Source organism: Loigolactobacillus binensis (genome assembly GCF_005405165.1).
Lineage (GTDB): Bacteria > Bacillota > Bacilli > Lactobacillales > Lactobacillaceae > Loigolactobacillus > Loigolactobacillus binensis.
Genome location: NZ_BJDN01000029.1, coordinates 1 through 19,627 on the forward strand (window position 1 = coordinate 1; position 19,627 = coordinate 19,627).

General features: G+C 41.2%; 8 protein-coding genes and 2 CRISPR repeat arrays. All 8 genes read left to right on the forward strand.

Annotation, left to right across the window (positions count from 1 at the left end; all coding sequences use genetic code 11):
* The first annotated feature begins 312 nt into the window (after positions 1 to 312).
* The 8 genes from FFM78_RS11410 (at position 313) to cas7c (ending at position 15,967) form a co-directional block, all read left to right on the forward strand.
* Entirely contained in the window at positions 313 to 759 is a 447-nt protein-coding gene (locus FFM78_RS11410; protein ID WP_137638548.1) for a PTS fructose transporter subunit IIA, read from the forward strand.
* A 57-nt stretch (positions 760 to 816) separates the two neighbouring features.
* A complete protein-coding gene (locus FFM78_RS11415) occupies positions 817 to 2,262 on the forward strand; it encodes a PTS fructose-like transporter subunit IIBC (RefSeq protein ID WP_137638549.1) in 1,446 nt (481 codons plus the stop codon).
* Between the two features lie 136 nt (positions 2,263 to 2,398).
* Positions 2,399 to 3,565: a MalY/PatB family protein gene (locus FFM78_RS11420; RefSeq protein WP_137638550.1), complete on the forward strand. Its 1,167-nt coding sequence runs from the start codon at positions 2,399 to 2,401 to the stop codon at positions 3,563 to 3,565.
* Between the two features lies 1 nt (position 3,566).
* The gene (locus FFM78_RS11425) at positions 3,567 to 5,312 is read left to right on the forward strand and encodes an HTH domain-containing protein (protein ID WP_137638551.1); all 1,746 of its coding nucleotides are present in this window, start codon (positions 3,567 to 3,569) and stop codon (positions 5,310 to 5,312) included.
* Between the two features lie 360 nt (positions 5,313 to 5,672).
* A CRISPR array of direct repeats spans positions 5,673 to 9,415; the repeat unit is 33 nt; unit sequence ATTTCAATTCACGCACTCCATACAGAGTGCGAC.
* Positions 9,416 to 9,753: 338 nt separating this feature from the next.
* Positions 9,754 to 12,198: a CRISPR-associated helicase Cas3' gene (gene cas3, locus FFM78_RS11430; RefSeq protein ID WP_137638552.1), complete on the forward strand. Its 2,445-nt coding sequence runs from the start codon at positions 9,754 to 9,756 to the stop codon at positions 12,196 to 12,198.
* Positions 12,199 to 12,492: 294 nt separating this feature from the next.
* Positions 12,493 to 13,221: a type I-C CRISPR-associated protein Cas5c gene (gene cas5c, locus FFM78_RS11435; protein WP_137638553.1), complete on the forward strand. Its 729-nt coding sequence runs from the start codon at positions 12,493 to 12,495 to the stop codon at positions 13,219 to 13,221.
* Entirely contained in the window at positions 13,218 to 15,104 is a 1,887-nt protein-coding gene (gene cas8c, locus FFM78_RS11440; RefSeq protein WP_137638554.1) for a type I-C CRISPR-associated protein Cas8c/Csd1, read from the forward strand. The genes cas5c and cas8c overlap by 4 nt, the downstream gene beginning before the upstream one ends.
* Positions 15,104 to 15,967 carry a type I-C CRISPR-associated protein Cas7/Csd2 gene (cas7c, locus tag FFM78_RS11445; RefSeq protein ID WP_137638555.1) on the forward strand — a complete coding sequence of 288 codons (864 nt, stop codon included), beginning with the start codon at positions 15,104 to 15,106 and terminating at the stop codon, positions 15,965 to 15,967. Before cas8c ends, cas7c begins: the two co-directional genes overlap by 1 nt.
* A gap of 378 nt (positions 15,968 to 16,345) precedes the next feature.
* Positions 16,346 to 19,627: a CRISPR direct-repeat array (repeat unit 32 nt; unit sequence ATTTCAATTCACGCACCCATAAAGAGTGCGAC).

Genomic DNA, 19,627 nt, shown 5'->3' on the forward strand with positions numbered 1-19,627 from the left:
GGTTTATTGAGCATAAAAACACCTCACCATTTCTTATGATGAGGCTATCATACCGCGGCCGATACGCTATTTATAGTCGGTCTGTTATTGGGTGCTTACGTTTAAACGAGGCTATAACACAAATAACTTAAATAAAGCGTGAGGTTAGAGAAATCAAGCTTTGATTTCTCAATCCCGCGCTTTTTCTTTTGTTTACTGCCAATCGATCAGTTTATCTACACTTTGTCACCTAACTGTGACAAAGTGAGCATTAATTATTTTACCAACTACCAGTATACTAAATATAACAACTTGAGAAGGATGGTGAAGTGTATGACCGATTTACTTACAAAAGCACAAATTAATACAAACTTCAGTGGTAGTGATCAGAAAGAAGTATTGACGAAGTTAGCGAATTGGGCGGTAGAGCTAGGCATTGCCGTCAACGCTGAGCAATTAGTCAAAGATTACCAAGCGCGTGAACAGGAATCAACAACTGGTTTTGGTAATGGAATCGCGATTCCACACGCAAAATCAAATAATATTGATCATGCTGCGATCTTAGTTGCACGTGGTACCACCGCTGTTGAATGGGCTTCTTTAGATGATAAGCCAGTCAACGTATGGATCAGTTTATTAGTTCCAGACGATCAAGCAGATACGCATTTAAAATTATTGGCAAAGCTAAGTCGGCAATTAATTCATCAAGATTTTATTCAATTATTGCAATCAGGTTCAGCAGATGAGATCTATACCCGCATTACGGCAATTATTTCTTAAATTATCGGTTTTAAAGCAGTAGCAGGATCCTAACTTTTAATACGAGGAGTGAGAATAATGACAACGAAGAAAATCGTAGCAGTTACAAACTGTCCAGCCGGGATCGCCCATACTTACATGGTTGCCGAAGCCATCTCCGAAAAGGCTAAGAGCTTAGGTTATGAGGCCCACGTTGAGACTCAAGGTGCCAGCGGCGTCGAGGATCGGCTGACCCCAGAGCAAATTAAGGAAGCTGATTATGTTATCCTAGCTTTAGGTAAAGGGATGACTGATGACGATAAGGCTCGTTTCAAAGGTAAAAAGGTTGTGGAATTGCCGGTATCCGATGCTTTAAAACATATTGCGACCTTGTTTGATGATATTGATGATAAGGCACATGTGTTTGAAGCCTCTGGCGTAAAATTAGGGGCTGATCAAGCCGCAGTCAAAGAAGGCGTCATGAGCTATTTAATGGCCGGCGTGTCGGGCGCTTTACCATTTGTGATCGGTGGTGGGTTGTTACTGGCCATCGGTAGTTTGATGGTTCAGTTCGGGATGCCTAATATTGCTCTGGATACAGCAAAGCATATTCAGCCTTCGTTGGCCTGGGTCGTTTCTCAAATCGGGACCTTAGGGTTTACCTTTATGATTCCGATCATGGGCGCATATATTGCGATGGCAATCGGCGATAAGCCTGCTTTTGCCCCAGCCTTTATTACCACTTATTTGGCTAATAGTCCTGATCTACTTGGTAAAGAAACAGGGGCGGGCTTCTTAGGGGCAATCCTACTTGGTTTATCAATCGGTTATTTTGTTAAATACTTCAAGAAGATTCGGCTCGGGAAAAACTTCCAGTCAATTTTAGGCTTTTTGATCATCCCGTTTGTTACGCTATTAATTTTTGGGCTATTAACTTATTATTTAGTGGGGCCATTTGCTGGTTGGTTGATGCAAGTCTTACTTTCCTTCTTGCAAAATATTCCTACTTCAATGAAGGTTGTTGGGGGCTTCGTTGTCGGTTGTATGCTGGCCTTCGATATGGGTGGCCCTGTCAATAAGGCCGCTTGGTTCTTCGGCTTCTCGCTGTTAAGTTCACATGTTTACATTTGGTACGGGATCGTTGGGGTCGTTACCTTGATGCCACCGATGGCTGCAGCAATTGCTTGTTGGATCCGGCCTAAGTTATTTACGCAACAAGAACGTGCGGCCGCACCGAGTGCGATGGTCGTTGGGATGACGGTTGCCACTGAACCGGCGATTCCATACGCGTTGGCGGCGCCATTACCGATGATCGCAGCGAATGTTCTATCCGGTGGGATCGCTGGCGCCTTAAGTATTTTATTTAACATCGAACGGACTGCACCAGGGATCGGCGTTTTTGATCCATTATTAGGCTTGATCAGACCTTGGTATGCTTATTATCCAGTATTAGCAGTTGGTTTAATTCTGAATGTTGTCTTTATCATTTGGTTCAAGTCGGCTTGGTTAAAGCATGAAGCAAAGAAACAGGCAGAAAAGGCTTAATAACCACAATTAGGAAGGTTGGTAAACTATCGACCTTCTTTTTTGTAATATAGAGGTTAGGCGATAGTTTAGTCGGATTGATCAGCTTTGTTTTAGTGACTTAAACCGATCGTTATTTTATATAGGAGGAGTAAACATGAAATACAACTTTGATCATATTATCGACCGCCATGGGACTTATAGTACACAATGGGATTATATTGCTGACCGTTTTGGTCGCAATGATATTTTGCCGTTTTCGATCTCCGATACTGATTTTCCAGTACCACAGGCGGTCCAAACGGCGCTGAGCGAACGAATGCAGCATCCGATTTACGGCTACACACGTTGGAACCATGCGGATTATAAAAATAGTATTGTCAATTGGTTCAAACAACGAGATCAGGCAACGATTGATCCCGCGTGGATCTGTTATAGTCCCAGTGTTGTCTGGTCAATTGGCACTTTGATACGGCTTAAAAGTCAACCGGGCGATGCCGTAGCGACTTTTACGCCAATGTATGATGCCTTTTATGGGGTGATCGAACAAAATGAACGTCTATTAATGCCTGTTCGTTTAGCGGCCGCTGATAAAGGCTATCAAATTGATTGGGATAGTTTGGCCACCGTGCTAGCCCAACCGCAAGTTAAGTTATTTCTGCTCACGAATCCGCATAATCCAACGGGCAAGGTATTTTCAAAAACTGAATTAGCTCACCTAGTTGCGCTGGCCCAGCAGTATCATGTATTTATCATTTCCGACGATATTCATAAAGATATTGTTTACGGACCGGTAAAATATACCCCGTTGACAGCGCTGACCCAAACCAATATTATGCTGGCCTGTTCGGCGACAAAAAGCTTTAATACACCGGGACTAGGAGGCGCTTATTTACTTTTGCCGGATCCAAAATTACGAACGGCCTTCATGCGTGAATTAAAGCAAAAAAATGCGTTGTCGTCAGCAAGTATTTTTGGTATCACTGCCCAAATGGCCTGTTACTCAGCTGCTGGTGCTGAGTATTTAGACCAGTTAGTCCCTTATTTACAAGCAAACTTGCAGTACGTTCAAACTTTTCTGGCGCAAGAAATACCTAAGATCCACTTTACGGTTCCTGAAGGGACATATCTAGCTTGGTTAAACGTCGCCCAACTGAATCTAACAAGTGATAAATTGCAAGCGCAATTAGTCAATATCGGTCACGTTGGGATCATGCCTGGAGCAACCTATGGTGATTCGCAATATTTACGGATGAATGTTGCCTGCCCGCGGCCTAAGCTTGAGGAAGGACTGCGCCGGCTCCTGAAAGGAGTGGACGCATGAAATGCTTAATATCCGTGCACAGCATTTGATTCGCTTGCTCCAAGAAACTGACCAAACGGGTAATGAGCTGGCCACAGCCTTAGATACCTCGCGGCGAACCGTGATCCGGGATATCAATACCATTAATTCAGTGTTTAGTGAACACAAAATTGGTCAGATCGCCAGTGGAAAGAACTATCATCTCGAAATTACTGGTGAAGCGGCTTTTCAACAATTGCTCAACGGTTTTCGGCGTGAACAAGATGTTGTTTTATTTGAACTGTTGCGTCGACCGACAATTACGTTGCCGGAACTAGGGGAACTAACCTATCTGTCGCGAGCGGCATTGTTATCCATGTTCGACAAGTTGAATCAAGAATTCCGTGGGGTTTTAACGATTACCACTAAAAGCGGTGAGGGAATCGTTTTAACGATCTATAAAACTAGTCGAATTGATATTTTAGCCTATCTATTACGGGAGCATAAAACTTTTTATGCCGAAAGTCCGTATGCACAAACGCTGTTGATCAAATCGGCTTTGCCGGCTGTTCAGTCAGTTGTGCCCCAGCGACTATTCGATTATTTGACGCAAGGACAGTTGATCGCCCAGATCACAGCCTGTGCAATTGGGACGCAATTTGCCGCTGAGTTTGAATCGACAGTGCAGTTAGACCTCAGCATGTACCGGCAAATCCCCACCCCCTTACGCCAGATCTTAGAAAACTATTACAGTGTTAAGGTGGAATTACTTAATACGATCACGGTCAATGAGGTGCGTGAGCAGGTCCTCGCCTTGAACAATCGCCAAATTTTAGCGCAGCATGAGCGGGCCTTCATCACCGAAATTTTTAGCCATTTATGTCGCTGTGCCATGTTTCCAACCTTTGCCGACGCAGCCTTGCTTAAACAAATTACAAAATTAGAAATCAATAATCCGTTTGTTTTTGACGTGGCTTTTGCACTGACGGAGAAACTAAGCCAGCGCTTTCCCAGTGTAGATATTGAACCACAATTTATTGCCCTATATACGTTGCACACTGTTGATGCGCCTAAAAAACAAAATGTTAGTGCACTATTGATTTTTTCACAACAAGCGGTGGGTAGGATCAATCAAATGATCATCACAGAACAAATACCGAATATTGACATTGATGAAGTATCCATGGCGGATATTGGCATGGAACCTTTAGCGATTGAAAGTTCTGATCTGATCCTAGTTAACGGCCGTGGCGAAGAACTACCGGCTAGCATACCGCGCATTGATATGGTATTTAGTGGCATTATTGGTGATCAGGAAATTAGTAAGCTTAAAAAAATAACGGATAATAGCTTCTTTGAACAGAAGTTTCCGGCCTTTTTTCCGCCAACGCATTTTTTATCATTTACAGCTACAGGCGATGCCGCCAACATTTTAGCCACAGGTCTTAAACAATTGGAAGCAAATGGCCAGATCAGTGCCATAGCGGTCAATGATTTGTTAGCGCGAGAACAAATGAGTAATCGCCTTGTTATCAATGGGGTTTCGATTCCGCACGCAACAGCGGATATTACGGAAGCATATGAGATCTTTGTGATCAAACCTCAGGTAAAGCACACGTTGAAAATTGATCAACAGCCGATTGCGCTTTTTCTATGCATCTTAGTCAAAAACGATATTGTCGATCCTGGTAAAATTTTCACCTATATTTATAAACACCTTGTGGGTATCAATCCAACTCAATGGGCGGCAATTGATGGGTATGGGTCAATGCTGCGGATGTTTTGTTAAAGGTAATCTTGTGCCTGATTTTATGAATAAACCAGCTCCAAGTCGAAAAATATTAACTTGGAGCTTTTTCATGTCTAAGTAAAGTATTATGGAAGTATGACCTAGATACGTACAAAATGTTAAACTAAATTTTAATCCATACATCTATAAAAAGTGCGACAAAACACTCAGTGAAAATATTTTTTAGCTAGATTTTGATAAAAGAAGGAGAATGAGCGACTTTGTTCTTAAGTGTTCTACTATTTTGATCCCGTCTTGTGTACATGCGTGTGAAATATGATATTTACTAATTTGACGTTCTCTCACGCACTCTATACAGAGTGCGACGTAGCATCTGGTTCATCGCCTCAACCATATCGGATTGCAATTCACGCACTCCATACAGAGTGCGACTCCCATACTTCAACTAAATTAACCCCATCAATTATTTCAATTCACGCACTCCATACAGAGTGCGACGGCAGGTGTCATAAAACTGAATACCCATTTTGGTATTTCAATTCACGCACTCCATACAGAGTGCGACTAGTAGCATGCTTTACGACACCTTGAGATTGATTTATTTCAATTCACGCACTCCATACAGAGTGCGACAATGTTATTTTGACAATCACACCACTGCAAACTATTTCAATTCACGCACTCCATACAGAGTGCGACATGGTATGACAGACTCCTTTAATTAATGACCAACCAATTTCAATTCACGCACTCCATACAGAGTGCGACGCCAGCCGCGCTGTGGCGTCCCAATAACAGTAAACATTTCAATTCACGCACTCCATACAGAGTGCGACAGTCAACATCAGTTAATCGTTGATTGCGTTTACATTTCAATTCACGCACTCCATACAGAGTGCGACCAGGGAAACGCGATCTGACTTTTGCTATTTAATAATTTCAATTCACGCACTCCATACAGAGTGCGACGAGGTTATAACATGAGCAAACATATCCAATTGATCATTTCAATTCACGCACTCCATACAGAGTGCGACCTGATAAGCGATCTATGAGTAAAGTCAATTTGATATTTCAATTCACGCACTCCATACAGAGTGCGACCATATCTCTGGTACGGCCGTACTAAGCAGTTGCACATTTCAATTCACGCACTCCATACAGAGTGCGACGATTTTAAACCGGCTAATCCGGCTATGGATTTTAAATTTCAATTCACGCACTCCATACAGAGTGCGACCTACATAGCACATAGTCTTGCCTCCTTATTGATAATTTCAATTCACGCACTCCATACAGAGTGCGACGATAAAAAACTACAGGGGTATAGCCCCAAATTGCATTTCAATTCACGCACTCCATACAGAGTGCGACTTTACCAATTAAGTTTAACCTTGGTGATGGTCATCATTTCAATTCACGCACTCCATACAGAGTGCGACAAAGTTAACTAAGGTGACTAAGGCTAACTATCTCATTTCAATTCACGCACTCCATACAGAGTGCGACTTTATCAAGAGAATTTAATTTCAATTACCGGTAATATTTCAATTCACGCACTCCATACAGAGTGCGACGCTGATAAGCGATCTATGAGTAAAGTCAATTTGATATTTCAATTCACGCACTCCATACAGAGTGCGACAGTAGACGTACTAATAGCCGTGTCAGTACCAGTTATTTCAATTCACGCACTCCATACAGAGTGCGACTATATAAAGTTGATACTAGTGATAACTTAACTACTATTTCAATTCACGCACTCCATACAGAGTGCGACTTTGATCAGCGCATACTCATGCTCAGCGGTATCTATTTCAATTCACGCACTCCATACAGAGTGCGACTTGTAATTTTTTATTTTTCTAATTGTAATATAGTTAAATTTCAATTCACGCACTCCATACAGAGTGCGACAGCTAACAGTACGTGCAAACGTCGCCAGGGAGTTATTTCAATTCACGCACTCCATACAGAGTGCGACAAGGCAAGCTGGATCTTGTGTGATAATTTCTACATATTTCAATTCACGCACTCCATACAGAGTGCGACTTTTATATGGCTTGCGCAGCATGTCAAGGAAAAAAATTTCAATTCACGCACTCCATACAGAGTGCGACCATCACTTGCACCTGCCTTATACGTATAGAATCTGATTTCAATTCACGCACTCCATACAGAGTGCGACTAGCATAAGCAACTACAGCCACTAACCCCTGATTTATTTCAATTCACGCACTCCATACAGAGTGCGACTGGATAAACCATATTTTTGGCCTTACGTTTGTTATTTCAATTCACGCACTCCATACAGAGTGCGACCGACAGAAATTGCAAATACAATCGCTGATATTGCTATTTCAATTCACGCACTCCATACAGAGTGCGACGTGATGCTGCCAAAGTAGTTCAGTTATTTGACTTGATTTCAATTCACGCACTCCATACAGAGTGCGACTTTCGGCGCTGGAAGTTGATGGTAAGTCATCCAAGATTTCAATTCACGCACTCCATACAGAGTGCGACCAAGGATGAGACGCCGCAAACTTTTGATGAAAATATATTTCAATTCACGCACTCCATACAGAGTGCGACCACTGATCGAACAGGAACAGGCAAGCTAAGGAGGATTTCAATTCACGCACTCCATACAGAGTGCGACCCTTTTCGACATCCGTGATGCCATTACGATAATTTATTTCAATTCACGCACTCCATACAGAGTGCGACATTACCAGCGCAATTATGGAGATAGTCTTGTCAGCATTTCAATTCACGCACTCCATACAGAGTGCGACGCTTTGAATTTGCGGTTTATCAGCAACTAATTTTATTTCAATTCACGCACTCCATACAGAGTGCGACATGATGGCAGTTAACCTTAGCAAATCAGCAATAGAATTTCAATTCACGCACTCCATACAGAGTGCGACAAAATCAGACCACTATCTCGCACATAGCTAGTATATTTCAATTCACGCACTCCATACAGAGTGCGACTGCATACCAATAAAGTTTTCCGAACATGCTATATTTCAATTCACGCACTCCATACAGAGTGCGACTAAATTTAGTCGCGAGATTCAAAAAATGCGTGATATTTCAATTCACGCACTCCATACAGAGTGCGACCTGATTCCTCTGTTTACGATTTAGACAAGGATGCAATTTCAATTCACGCACTCCATACAGAGTGCGACTCGGATTGTCACCAGGAACACTATATCTTTTGGTAATTTCAATTCACGCACTCCATACAGAGTGCGACTGTGGGTTGCCCAGCAAGAGCAAATTGTTGGCAAATTTCAATTCACGCACTCCATACAGAGTGCGACCTTCAGAATTTAATTATATCCGAATAAGGGATAGTAATTTCAATTCACGCACTCCATACAGAGTGCGACGTCTGTACCAATCCACTCTGTGGCATCATCAGTCGATTTCAATTCACGCACTCCATACAGAGTGCGACTTCAGCAGCTGGTGCCTGTGATTATTGAACATGATTTCAATTCACGCACTCCATACAGAGTGCGACAAAAACTCAAAAATGGTCATTCTTGTGGGCACTATTTCAATTCACGCACTCCATACAGAGTGCGACTGCAATGTATTATATCGGAGCTAGACAACAAGTTATTTCAATTCACGCACTCCATACAGAGTGCGACCCTAATCCAATTGCTGCTTGCTCAGCATTAAATTATTTCAATTCACGCACTCCATACAGAGTGCGACATTGATATGTTTTGCTGAAGCATTTGATTATGAAATTTCAATTCACGCACTCCATACAGAGTGCGACCACTGGTAAGACAACTGCTGTCACCTTTCTAGAGGATTTCAATTCACGCACTCCATACAGAGTGCGACATATCCCATTTGATAATTAGCGTCAAAATACAATCATTTCAATTCACGCACTCCATACAGAGTGCGACCTTTTTCCTTAGACATATCAGACAGACGTTTATATTTCAATTCACGCACTCCATACAGAGTGCGACCGTAAAACTTGATGAAAACCAAAAACGAGAATTATTTCAATTCACGCACTCCATACAGAGTGCGACTTTGGGCAGCGCCCATGGTTTTATTCGTGTGGGATAATTTCAATTCACGCACTCCATACAGAGTGCGACCGCAAAATATGGCCGAAAATAAATGAATTGTCTATATTTTGTGGATAATATTAACTCAAATTAAAAATACATCAAGAATTAGGATGAGAATACGTATTTAGTGCAGTTAAGAGAGAAAAATACGGTGCGAAACGTCTAGCAAAAATGTGTGCACTTGTTACCCGCACTAATTGCAAAGATGAGATAAGTGAATTAGTATTATCACTAGAATTTTATCATTCTAAAAGAAAAGTGACCAGATAAAATTGAAAATTGGTCTTTTTCCAATCTTATTGAGTAGTTTTGAATCACAATTTGATTGGACAACCTTTTTAATTAAGATAAAAAAGGAGTACAAAATGGAATTTATTGCTCATCCTGGTCCATTTATGAGTAATGGTCAGCGACAACCTGATCAATTGCTGAAGGATCATTTATTAGACTGTCAAAAAATTGCTGAAAGTTTAGGCCATAAATTAAATTTAGGATGTATGGCCGGATTGGCGGCACTGTTACATGATGTTGGTAAGTATAGTTCTGCTTTTCAGGAATATATTCAAAGTGCTAAAATCGATCCTAATTCTGTTCGGCGGGGGAGTGTCGATCATTCAACGGCAGGTGGGAAGCTTCTGTATGATATGTTTCATCAGCCAACTAATTCACCATATGAGCAAATGTTGGCCGAATTAGTGGGTAATGCAATTATTTCCCATCATAGCAGCAGTTTGCGTGATTATTGGGATCCACAAACTACGGCCGATTCACCATTCTTAAATCGAGTCAGGGAAAAACCAGTTGCTGAATACGATCAGATCAAAAATGCTTTTTTTGCTGAAGTTATATCACTAGTTAATTTTAAAAAATCTGTGCAGTGTGCAGTTTGCGAACTACAGACATTTATTGAGCAATTAAAGGATTATTCCAGTTTATTCCTCGTGGGGCAGTTTATTTATAGTTGCGTTATCGATGCTGATCGTACGAATACAATGTTATTCGAGCAGGGAAAGGCGGAGACTTGGCAAGCCGATGGTGATCGGACCAATTTGTTTGCGGCCGATTATGCAACGGTTGTAACGTACTTAGAAGCAAAAAACATTGATAGTCCGGCAACTAAAATTAATCAATTAAGAGCGCAAATGGCGTTGGAATGTGATCAATTTGCTGATCGACCAACGGGTGTTTATCAACTTTCGATTCCAACCGGTGGGGGTAAAACATTTTCTAGTCTACGTTTTGCATTAAAGCATGCGGCCAAGCAACATAAGACGCGCATTATTTATGTTGTTCCGTTTACAACAGTTATTGAACAAAATGCGGCAGTGACGCGTAAAGCATTGGGATTACCAGAGAATGATCAAAGTCATGTGTTAGAATTTCATTCTAACGTTGTCCAATCACAAACAATAACCGATGATAATGAGAGCGAAGAACAGGGATTAGAGCTAATTAAGGATACCTGGGATGCACCTATTATTTTCACAACAATGGTGCAGTTTTTAAACACGTTTTATGCTAGTGGCACCAGATCAATTCGTCGATTACATAACTTAATGAATTCAGTTGTTATTTTTGATGAAGTCCAGTCTGTTCCGACTAAATGTATTTCAATGTTTAATGAAGTCGTTAACTTTCTAAGCAGTTTTGGTCAAACAACTGCTGTCCTTTGTACCGCGACGCAACCTGCCTTAGATGCAGTACGTAATAACCTCAAGCTATCAGAAAATGGTGAAATGATTCAGAATTTACCGGCAGTTACTGAGGCGTTTAAGCGAGTAGAGATCGTCGATCAAAGTCATGGTGAAGCATGGTCACTTGATCGCTTAGCGGACTTTGTACAAGAACTGGCTGTAAATAAGCATAATATTCTAGTTATTTTAAATACTAAATCTGCGGTTAAAAAATTATATCAAACCTTGGCTGCAACCAATATGTCCGAAGTGTTTAAGTTGGTGCATTTAAGTACATCAATGTGTGCGGCACATCGGTTGAGCCTATTTACTAGTATCACTGAGGCACTAGAGAACGGTCAGCGCTTGATCTGTATAAGTAGCCAATTGATAGAAGCAGGTGTCGATGTTAGTTTTGAATGTGTGATCCGTTCAACGGCGGGATTAGATTCAATTGCTCAGGCTGCCGGCCGCTGCAATCGTAATGGCGAAAAAGAGCGGCAGAATGTTTATGTGGTAAAAATTACGGATGATGATGAGAAGCTGACTTATTTACCAGAAATCGCTGATGGTCAAAAAATCAGCTTACGTTTATTACAAGATATGGAATTAGATACGAAGTTGTACAGCGGAGAATTACTATCGCCAGCAGCATTACGCAAGTACTTTATTGATTTCTTTGCTAGAGAAGCAATCGAAACTGATTATCCAGTGAAGCACACTAATTTAAAACTAATGCCATTAATGTCAAATCAGGGCCAACGCGGAAGTATTAAGCACGCAACAAATGAGGACTGGCCTTTAATGCTGTTAAATAGTAGTCAAACGATCGCTAAGTTTTTTCAAGTGATCGATAGTGTTACGCAAACGGTACTGGTGCCTTACAAAGCCGGTGCGGAATTTATTACCCAATTAAACGGTGAGCTGACAACAGAGGAACTAGACGCAACTTTAAAGGCGGCCCAACAATATACGGTTAATTTATTTACGTATCAAATAAAAGCATTGGATGAAGCAGGCCTGCTGATGCCACTGTACAATGACCAAATTATTGCCTTACGCAGTGAGGCCTATTCTGAAGAATATGGGGTAACAATGGCCGGAGATGGTGGTGCATTTGATATAGCCATGTTTTAAAAAGTGTAAATATAAATAAGAGACCAAACACAATTCGTGTTTGGTCTCTTTTCTAGAGATAGAATCACAGACTAAAATAATTTCAATTCGCAGAAAACAAAGATGTCTCTGGCCGTTAATGAAGGAAAAATCTAATGCTGATTAACTTACTAGATTAGTATAACATATAAATATGTATTTTACAAAGACTGAAATAGAGAAAAATAATTTGATATTTAAATAAATTCTGGTATTATTATATTTAGTAAGCGATTACTAAATATTTTCATGAAATTGAAAAAGGAGGTGACATCTATGCGGAATCAAGTCGCTTATTGTGTGCGCGGTCCATATGCGTTATTTACTGATCCGCTTAGCAAAGCTGGAGGTGAGAAACTTTCCTATCAGATTCCTAGTTATCAAGCGTTGATCGGCATAACCGAAAGTATTTATTGGAAGCCAACGATCACTTATGTGATAGATGAAGTACGCGTAATGAAGCCGATTCAAATGGAATCCAAAGGCATTCGACCAATGGATTATAATAATAGTTCTAAGGCCGATTTGGCAAGCTATACCTATTTAAAGGATGTTTGTTATCAAGTAAAGGTACATTTTATTTTTAACGAAAGTCGACCAGATCTAAAGGCCGATCGTAATGAAAATAAACATTATCAGATTTTAAAACGCTCGATCAAAGCTGGTGGACGGCGGGATATTTTTTTGGGAACGCGTGAGTGTCAGGCCTATGTCGAACCGTGTGAGTTTGGCAGTGATACGGGTTACTATGATGATTATGTAGGTGAATATCATTTTGGGACTATGGTACATGGCCTAAATTATCCTGATGAAACGGGTAAAAGTGAATTAGCAGTTCGTTTATGGCAGCCGGTCATGCAAAAGGGAATCATTAAGTTTTTGACGCCGGAAGATTGCCCAGTTGTCCATCGTTTGAAGTCAATGGATCCTAAGCGATTTACCATGGCGGATATTGAAAGCGTGGATGTACTTTATCAAGAGTTAGAGGCTGGTGAGGGCAAATGAGTTGGTTGCTAGATTTATATCATACGTATCAAAATAATCAGGCACTAGTTGGGGAGCCACAACGGGACCACTTTGGAAATGAATATACTTTATTACCTGAATCACATTCTTACCAAGTTGCTAACATTGAAGTCGTTATTACATCAGCTGGTGAGTTTCATTCTGCTCAAGTATTGCCTAAAAAGGGTGGTAACACACTGATTCCAACGACGATCGATTCTGCAAGTCGTAGTGGGAAAAATCCGCCACCACACCCATTACAAGATAAATTACAGTATGTGGCTGGGGATCTGGCTGAATATAGTCAGGAACCTGAACGGATGAAAATGTTCAATGATGCCTACATGACTAATCTACGAGCTTGGTGCGAATCAGATTTCAGTAATGAACGGGTCAATAGTATTTATACTTATTTGAAAAAGAAAAGTTTAGTCGCTGATTTGATCGCGCATAAAATTTTATTTGCTACTGATGGTCAGTTATTGCCAAAATGGAATCGTGATTTAACTGATAAATATGGGGAAAAACCAGCTATTTTTGCGTCTTTGGGTGCAGTAGAACAAACTAGTGCCTTTGTTCGCTTTACCGTACATGATCCTGGTGACAGTCTTCCTGATATCTGGGCGGATAAAAATGTATATCAATCGTTCATCGATTACTATCATCAGCAATTACCTAACATTGGACTTGATTATGTGACCGGTGAAGAAATGCCATTAACTGATAAGCATCCCGCTAAAATTCGCTACGGTGGTGATATGGCGAAATTGATCTCTGGCAACGATACACAGGGCTATACTTTCCGTGGTCGTTTTGCAACTAAAGACCAAGTGGCTACGATTGGTTACGATGTTTCCGATAAAGGGCATAAAGCCTTACGTTGGTTGATCACAAAGCAAGGGCGCAACTTTGATGGTCGGGTATTCTTAGCTTGGAGTGGTGTCGAAGTTACTGTACCCCAGCCGGAAGATAGCTCGTTGTCGATTTTTGGACTAAGTGATAGTAATTTAGCTAAAGTCGATACAACTGATGTTACGAATGCTAATTTTGCTGAACAGTTCAATAAGGCGCTCAGCGGTTACCTACCAAAAGATAATCTTAAAACGCAAGATCGAGTCTATATTATGGTCTTAGATTCGGCAACACCAGGTCGCATGGATATCACGTACTACCAAACATTGGATAAAGAACAATATCTTAATCGGTTGCGTCAATGGCATACGAGTATGGTGTGGTACTTAAATTATGGTAAAGAAAAGCGTTTTTGGGGTGCGCCAGGGTTACGAGATATTGCTGACGCAGCCTTTGGTAGTCGAGCTAAAAGTCAGTTGTTAAATACAAGTATTAGCCGATTATTGAAATGTGTGGTTGATAATGCACCATTACCACGCGATCTAATTCAACAGCTTTACTGGCAAGCTTCACGACCATTGACCATGGAGCGTTGGGAATGGGAAAAGACGATCAGTATCGCTTGTAGTGTTTTGCGGCGTTACTATAAGGAGGAGCAATTTACAATGGCAATTGATAAAGAACAAACTGACCGCAGCTTTTTATATGGCCGGCTTTTGGCAGTTGCAGATGTGCTAGAAAGTGGTGTTTTACGCACTGAAAATAGTAATCGAGCAACCAATGCGCTGCGCTATATGAATGCCTTTAGTCAGCGACCGTTGAGCACTTGGAAGATCATTGAGCAGAATCTTCAGCCGTATATTAGTAAGCTGGCGCCACAATTACGCACTTACTATCAAAGCTATTTTGATGAGATCAATGATAAATTACAAACGACGATGACCGATGATGCACTGGATGGAAAATACCTAATTGGTTATCATAGCCAACGTTTTGATCTATATCAAAAAAAATCGGAGGATGATGATTAATGACTGCCTTTCAAAATAAAATCGATTTTACTGTAGTTTTTTCCGTAAAAAATGCTAATCCCAATGGTGATCCCTTGAATGGTAACCGGCCACGACAAAATTTTGATGGTTACGGCGAAGTTTCCGATGTTGCTATTAAACGCAAGATTCGTAATCGTCTACAGGATATGGGCCAACGTATTTTTGTCCAATCCAATGATCGGGCCGACGATGGATTTAAAAGTTTAAAGGATCGTGCTGATGCAGTTGAGGAATTAGAAAAAATCAATAAAGCCGTGAAGGGCAAAAAGGATTCTGACCTGTACGCAAAAATTGCTGCAGAAACGTGGGTCGATGTTCGTTCATTTGGCCAGGTCTTTGCGTTTAAGGATAGTCAAATGTCGGTGGGAGTTCGTGGCCCAGTTTCAATCCAAACTGCAGTTAGTGTTAATCCCATCACGCCTGAGACGATGCAGATCACGAAAAGTGTCAATTCTGTTACTAGTGCAACTAAAGGTTCTGATACAATGGGAACTAAGCACTTTGTAGATTTTGGCGTCTATGTTTTTAACGGTAGCATTAATACTCAACTAGCTGAAAAAACTGGCTTTACTACAGAAGATGCAGAAAATATCAAAGAAGCTTTACGTACACTTTTTGAAAATGATGCTTCTTCAGCTCGTCCCGATGGCAGCATGGCCATTATCAAATTATTCTGGTGGCAGCACCCAGGTAAAATGGGTAAATACTCATCAGCTAAGGTTCATCATTCAGTAACGGTGACACCTAAAGCCGGCGTTGCGCATCCACGGAGTATTGATGATTATACAATTGTTGTCACGCCACTTGAAGGTATTGAGCTAAGTGAAATTGATGGCTTGTAAATTATTTGAATTGGTATGAAAATTATTGTTGCTAATTAATAGCAATATTAAACGAAGCCTCGGTATTGGACAAAAATCCGATACCGAGGCTTTAACTATAACTAAATATACCAAACAGTTTAAGCCTTTGTGTCTAACTTTCTTATCGGATATCGAACTAATTGTAAGAAAATATCGGATTAGAAGTGACATGATCGTTAATGAATAGATTTGGCAATGCCAATAGTTTAGTGTCAGAAAAGTTAAGAGATTCATCGACCATAGAAAACCTGTAATGACGTTTTCAAGGTAAACTTTTAAATTGAATGGAAGAGCGAGTTCAGGTACTCGTAAAGATGCGACTCCATAACCGATTTTACATTGGTAACGTCCCAATCTGCTTCAATTCACGCACCCATAAAGAGTGCGACAGTTTTGACTGGTTTCACGAGTATTTTGAAGATATTTCAATTCACGCACCCATAAAGAGTGCGACCAACGCGATAATGACACTAAACTGACTTATCAGCATTTCAATTCACGCACCCATAAAGAGTGCGACCTCAAAGCCGGCCATTGCTAAAAAAGCCGACCATATTTCAATTCACGCACCCATAAAGAGTGCGACGACAAATTGCTGATTCCTACGCTTTGCGTACTGGATTTCAATTCACGCACCCATAAAGAGTGCGACTGGTAACTCCCAATCTTGTTTGCAAACGACAGTGATTTCAATTCACGCACCCATAAAGAGTGCGACCACTGGCGTTACGTGGCACTGCTAGCAAAGGGGTATTTCAATTCACGCACCCATAAAGAGTGCGACTTATCTACTTTTAATATATGTAATATGCTATAATTATATTTCAATTCACGCACCCATAAAGAGTGCGACTAGGTCATTAGTAGCAAAGCGTGCTATTGACACATATTTCAATTCACGCACCCATAAAGAGTGCGACCGGCAAGCTGAAACGCCAACTGGTTTGTCAAGAGGTATTTCAATTCACGCACCCATAAAGAGTGCGACAATTGCAACATACTACATATATTAAAAATAGATAAATTTCAATTCACGCACCCATAAAGAGTGCGACAAGAAAACCGTATCAGTATTCCGGTTTCAGAAATGATTTCAATTCACGCACCCATAAAGAGTGCGACACATTAGTTCAGGTGTGCAGTATGACCGGTTTGTATTTCAATTCACGCACCCATAAAGAGTGCGACTATCAGTATAAAAATAAAACCAACCCTTCGTTATTTCAATTCACGCACCCATAAAGAGTGCGACGTTGATCCGCGCCGCATTGTTTAAGTCGGTACTATTTCAATTCACGCACCCATAAAGAGTGCGACGGCACGTATGTTCGCCTGTTGCATCACTTGAGAAAATTTCAATTCACGCACCCATAAAGAGTGCGACAACGTACTCTACAGATCGACTATTTAAATATTGACATTTCAATTCACGCACCCATAAAGAGTGCGACGGTGCCGTCCTTACGCTTGACCATTGTGGTGTCAATTTCAATTCACGCACCCATAAAGAGTGCGACGGGGCTTTTACAAATGAAATGGACAGAAGAAAAAATTTCAATTCACGCACCCATAAAGAGTGCGACGTATTACTTCAAAAGTATATTCATACATGATTGATATTTCAATTCACGCACCCATAAAGAGTGCGACGCCGTTTTGGCTGACGTGCACCCAACGAATAAGGATTTCAATTCACGCACCCATAAAGAGTGCGACTCAAAAAATTGAATATTTAAGCATCGCTGAAATATTTCAATTCACGCACCCATAAAGAGTGCGACTTAGCGGCGCCGGCGGTATGGATCTTGGTTTATCGATTTCAATTCACGCACCCATAAAGAGTGCGACTTGCGAGGGATAAGCAATGGATGAGCGTTTTATCCGTATTTCAATTCACGCACCCATAAAGAGTGCGACGTAAGAGTTCCCACAAAGTTATCTAGTCTAAAATATTTCAATTCACGCACCCATAAAGAGTGCGACGGCGGTGGCTCATTTGGAGTTGGAGACGTACTTGATTTCAATTCACGCACCCATAAAGAGTGCGACACTAATAATTTCCGCCGGCGTTCTAAAGTTGTCATAATTTCAATTCACGCACCCATAAAGAGTGCGACCGTGGGACGTTCAACTTTGGCAGTTGTTTTTTTGTTTATTTCAATTCACGCACCCATAAAGAGTGCGACTAGAATCTGATGTAGAAGTATTGGTTGCTGCTATATTTCAATTCACGCACCCATAAAGAGTGCGACACGAACAAGCTGGTCATACATGCGTTGGCTGGATATTTCAATTCACGCACCCATAAAGAGTGCGACCACGCCAAAACAGACTGAATTAAATACTGATGATATTTCAATTCACGCACCCATAAAGAGTGCGACGTTGTAGCCGGCTTGACTTCGGTACCGCCAACTATTTCAATTCACGCACCCATAAAGAGTGCGACAAGTAATGGCCATCCAAGCATTGCTTAAACCATTAATTTCAATTCACGCACCCATAAAGAGTGCGACGGTAATTTTATGATCAAGGACAAGCAAAAATTGCTATTTCAATTCACGCACCCATAAAGAGTGCGACCGGGCTAGTGGTTTCAAACGGATTGACGTTATGCATTTCAATTCACGCACCCATAAAGAGTGCGACTTATTAAGCCGTGGTATTACGAGGGTTGGTGAGTATATTTCAATTCACGCACCCATAAAGAGTGCGACTGTACCCGTTCCAGAATTATCGCCGGTGCCACTTATTTCAATTCACGCACCCATAAAGAGTGCGACGCATGGTCGCTGAATTAGGCGCTAACTTATCAGTCATTTCAATTCACGCACCCATAAAGAGTGCGACTCAACCATCGGCTCAAGCCACTAGTGCTTTAAAATTTCAATTCACGCACCCATAAAGAGTGCGACATTAGCTGCGGTATCAATTCCGTATACACCAAATATTTCAATTCACGCACCCATAAAGAGTGCGACGGACAATCTCTGGCTTATTAATATAGTAGGTTTTTATTTCAATTCACGCACCCATAAAGAGTGCGACAGATATCACAGATTTGTGGAATGTGTCGTTATGAATTTCAATTCACGCACCCATAAAGAGTGCGACTGATGCCCATAATTTCGCCACGACGCATACCAAATTTCAATTCACGCACCCATAAAGAGTGCGACAGTGATTTTGCTTAAAGCATCACTAGCCGCGTCAATTTCAATTCACGCACCCATAAAGAGTGCGACAGCCGTAGCGCTCATACACAATTTGATATTGCGGATTTCAATTCACGCACCCATAAAGAGTGCGACATACCGCAATGGCTGATTGCTGGTGTGATTGGTGATTTCAATTCACGCACCCATAAAGAGTGCGACTATTTATTCCAAGCAGTCTTGCATTCAACTGGTATTTCAATTCACGCACCCATAAAGAGTGCGACTGGCATTGCCTACTCCACGCTGCAAAATTGATCATTTCAATTCACGCACCCATAAAGAGTGCGACAGCCGTAGCGCTCATACACAATTTGATATTGCGGATTTCAATTCACGCACCCATAAAGAGTGCGACATACCGCAATGGCTGATTGCTGGTGTGATTGGTGATTTCAATTCACGCACCCATAAAGAGTGCGAC

Bases quoted from the DNA above. Each gene is read 5' to 3' on its own strand.
- FFM78_RS11410 (WP_137638548.1), top strand. From the start codon at position 313: ATGACCGATTTACTTACAAAAGCACAAATTAATACAAACTTCAGTGGT.
- FFM78_RS11415 (WP_137638549.1), top strand. From the start codon at position 817: ATGACAACGAAGAAAATCGTAGCAGTTACAAACTGTCCAGCCGGGATC.
- FFM78_RS11420 (WP_137638550.1), top strand. From the start codon at position 2,399: ATGAAATACAACTTTGATCATATTATCGACCGCCATGGGACTTATAGT.
- FFM78_RS11425 (WP_137638551.1), top strand. From the start codon at position 3,567: ATGCTTAATATCCGTGCACAGCATTTGATTCGCTTGCTCCAAGAAACT.
- cas3 (WP_137638552.1), top strand. From the start codon at position 9,754: ATGGAATTTATTGCTCATCCTGGTCCATTTATGAGTAATGGTCAGCGA.
- cas5c (WP_137638553.1), top strand. From the start codon at position 12,493: ATGCGGAATCAAGTCGCTTATTGTGTGCGCGGTCCATATGCGTTATTT.
- cas8c (WP_137638554.1), top strand. From the start codon at position 13,218: ATGAGTTGGTTGCTAGATTTATATCATACGTATCAAAATAATCAGGCA.
- cas7c (WP_137638555.1), top strand. From the start codon at position 15,104: ATGACTGCCTTTCAAAATAAAATCGATTTTACTGTAGTTTTTTCCGTA.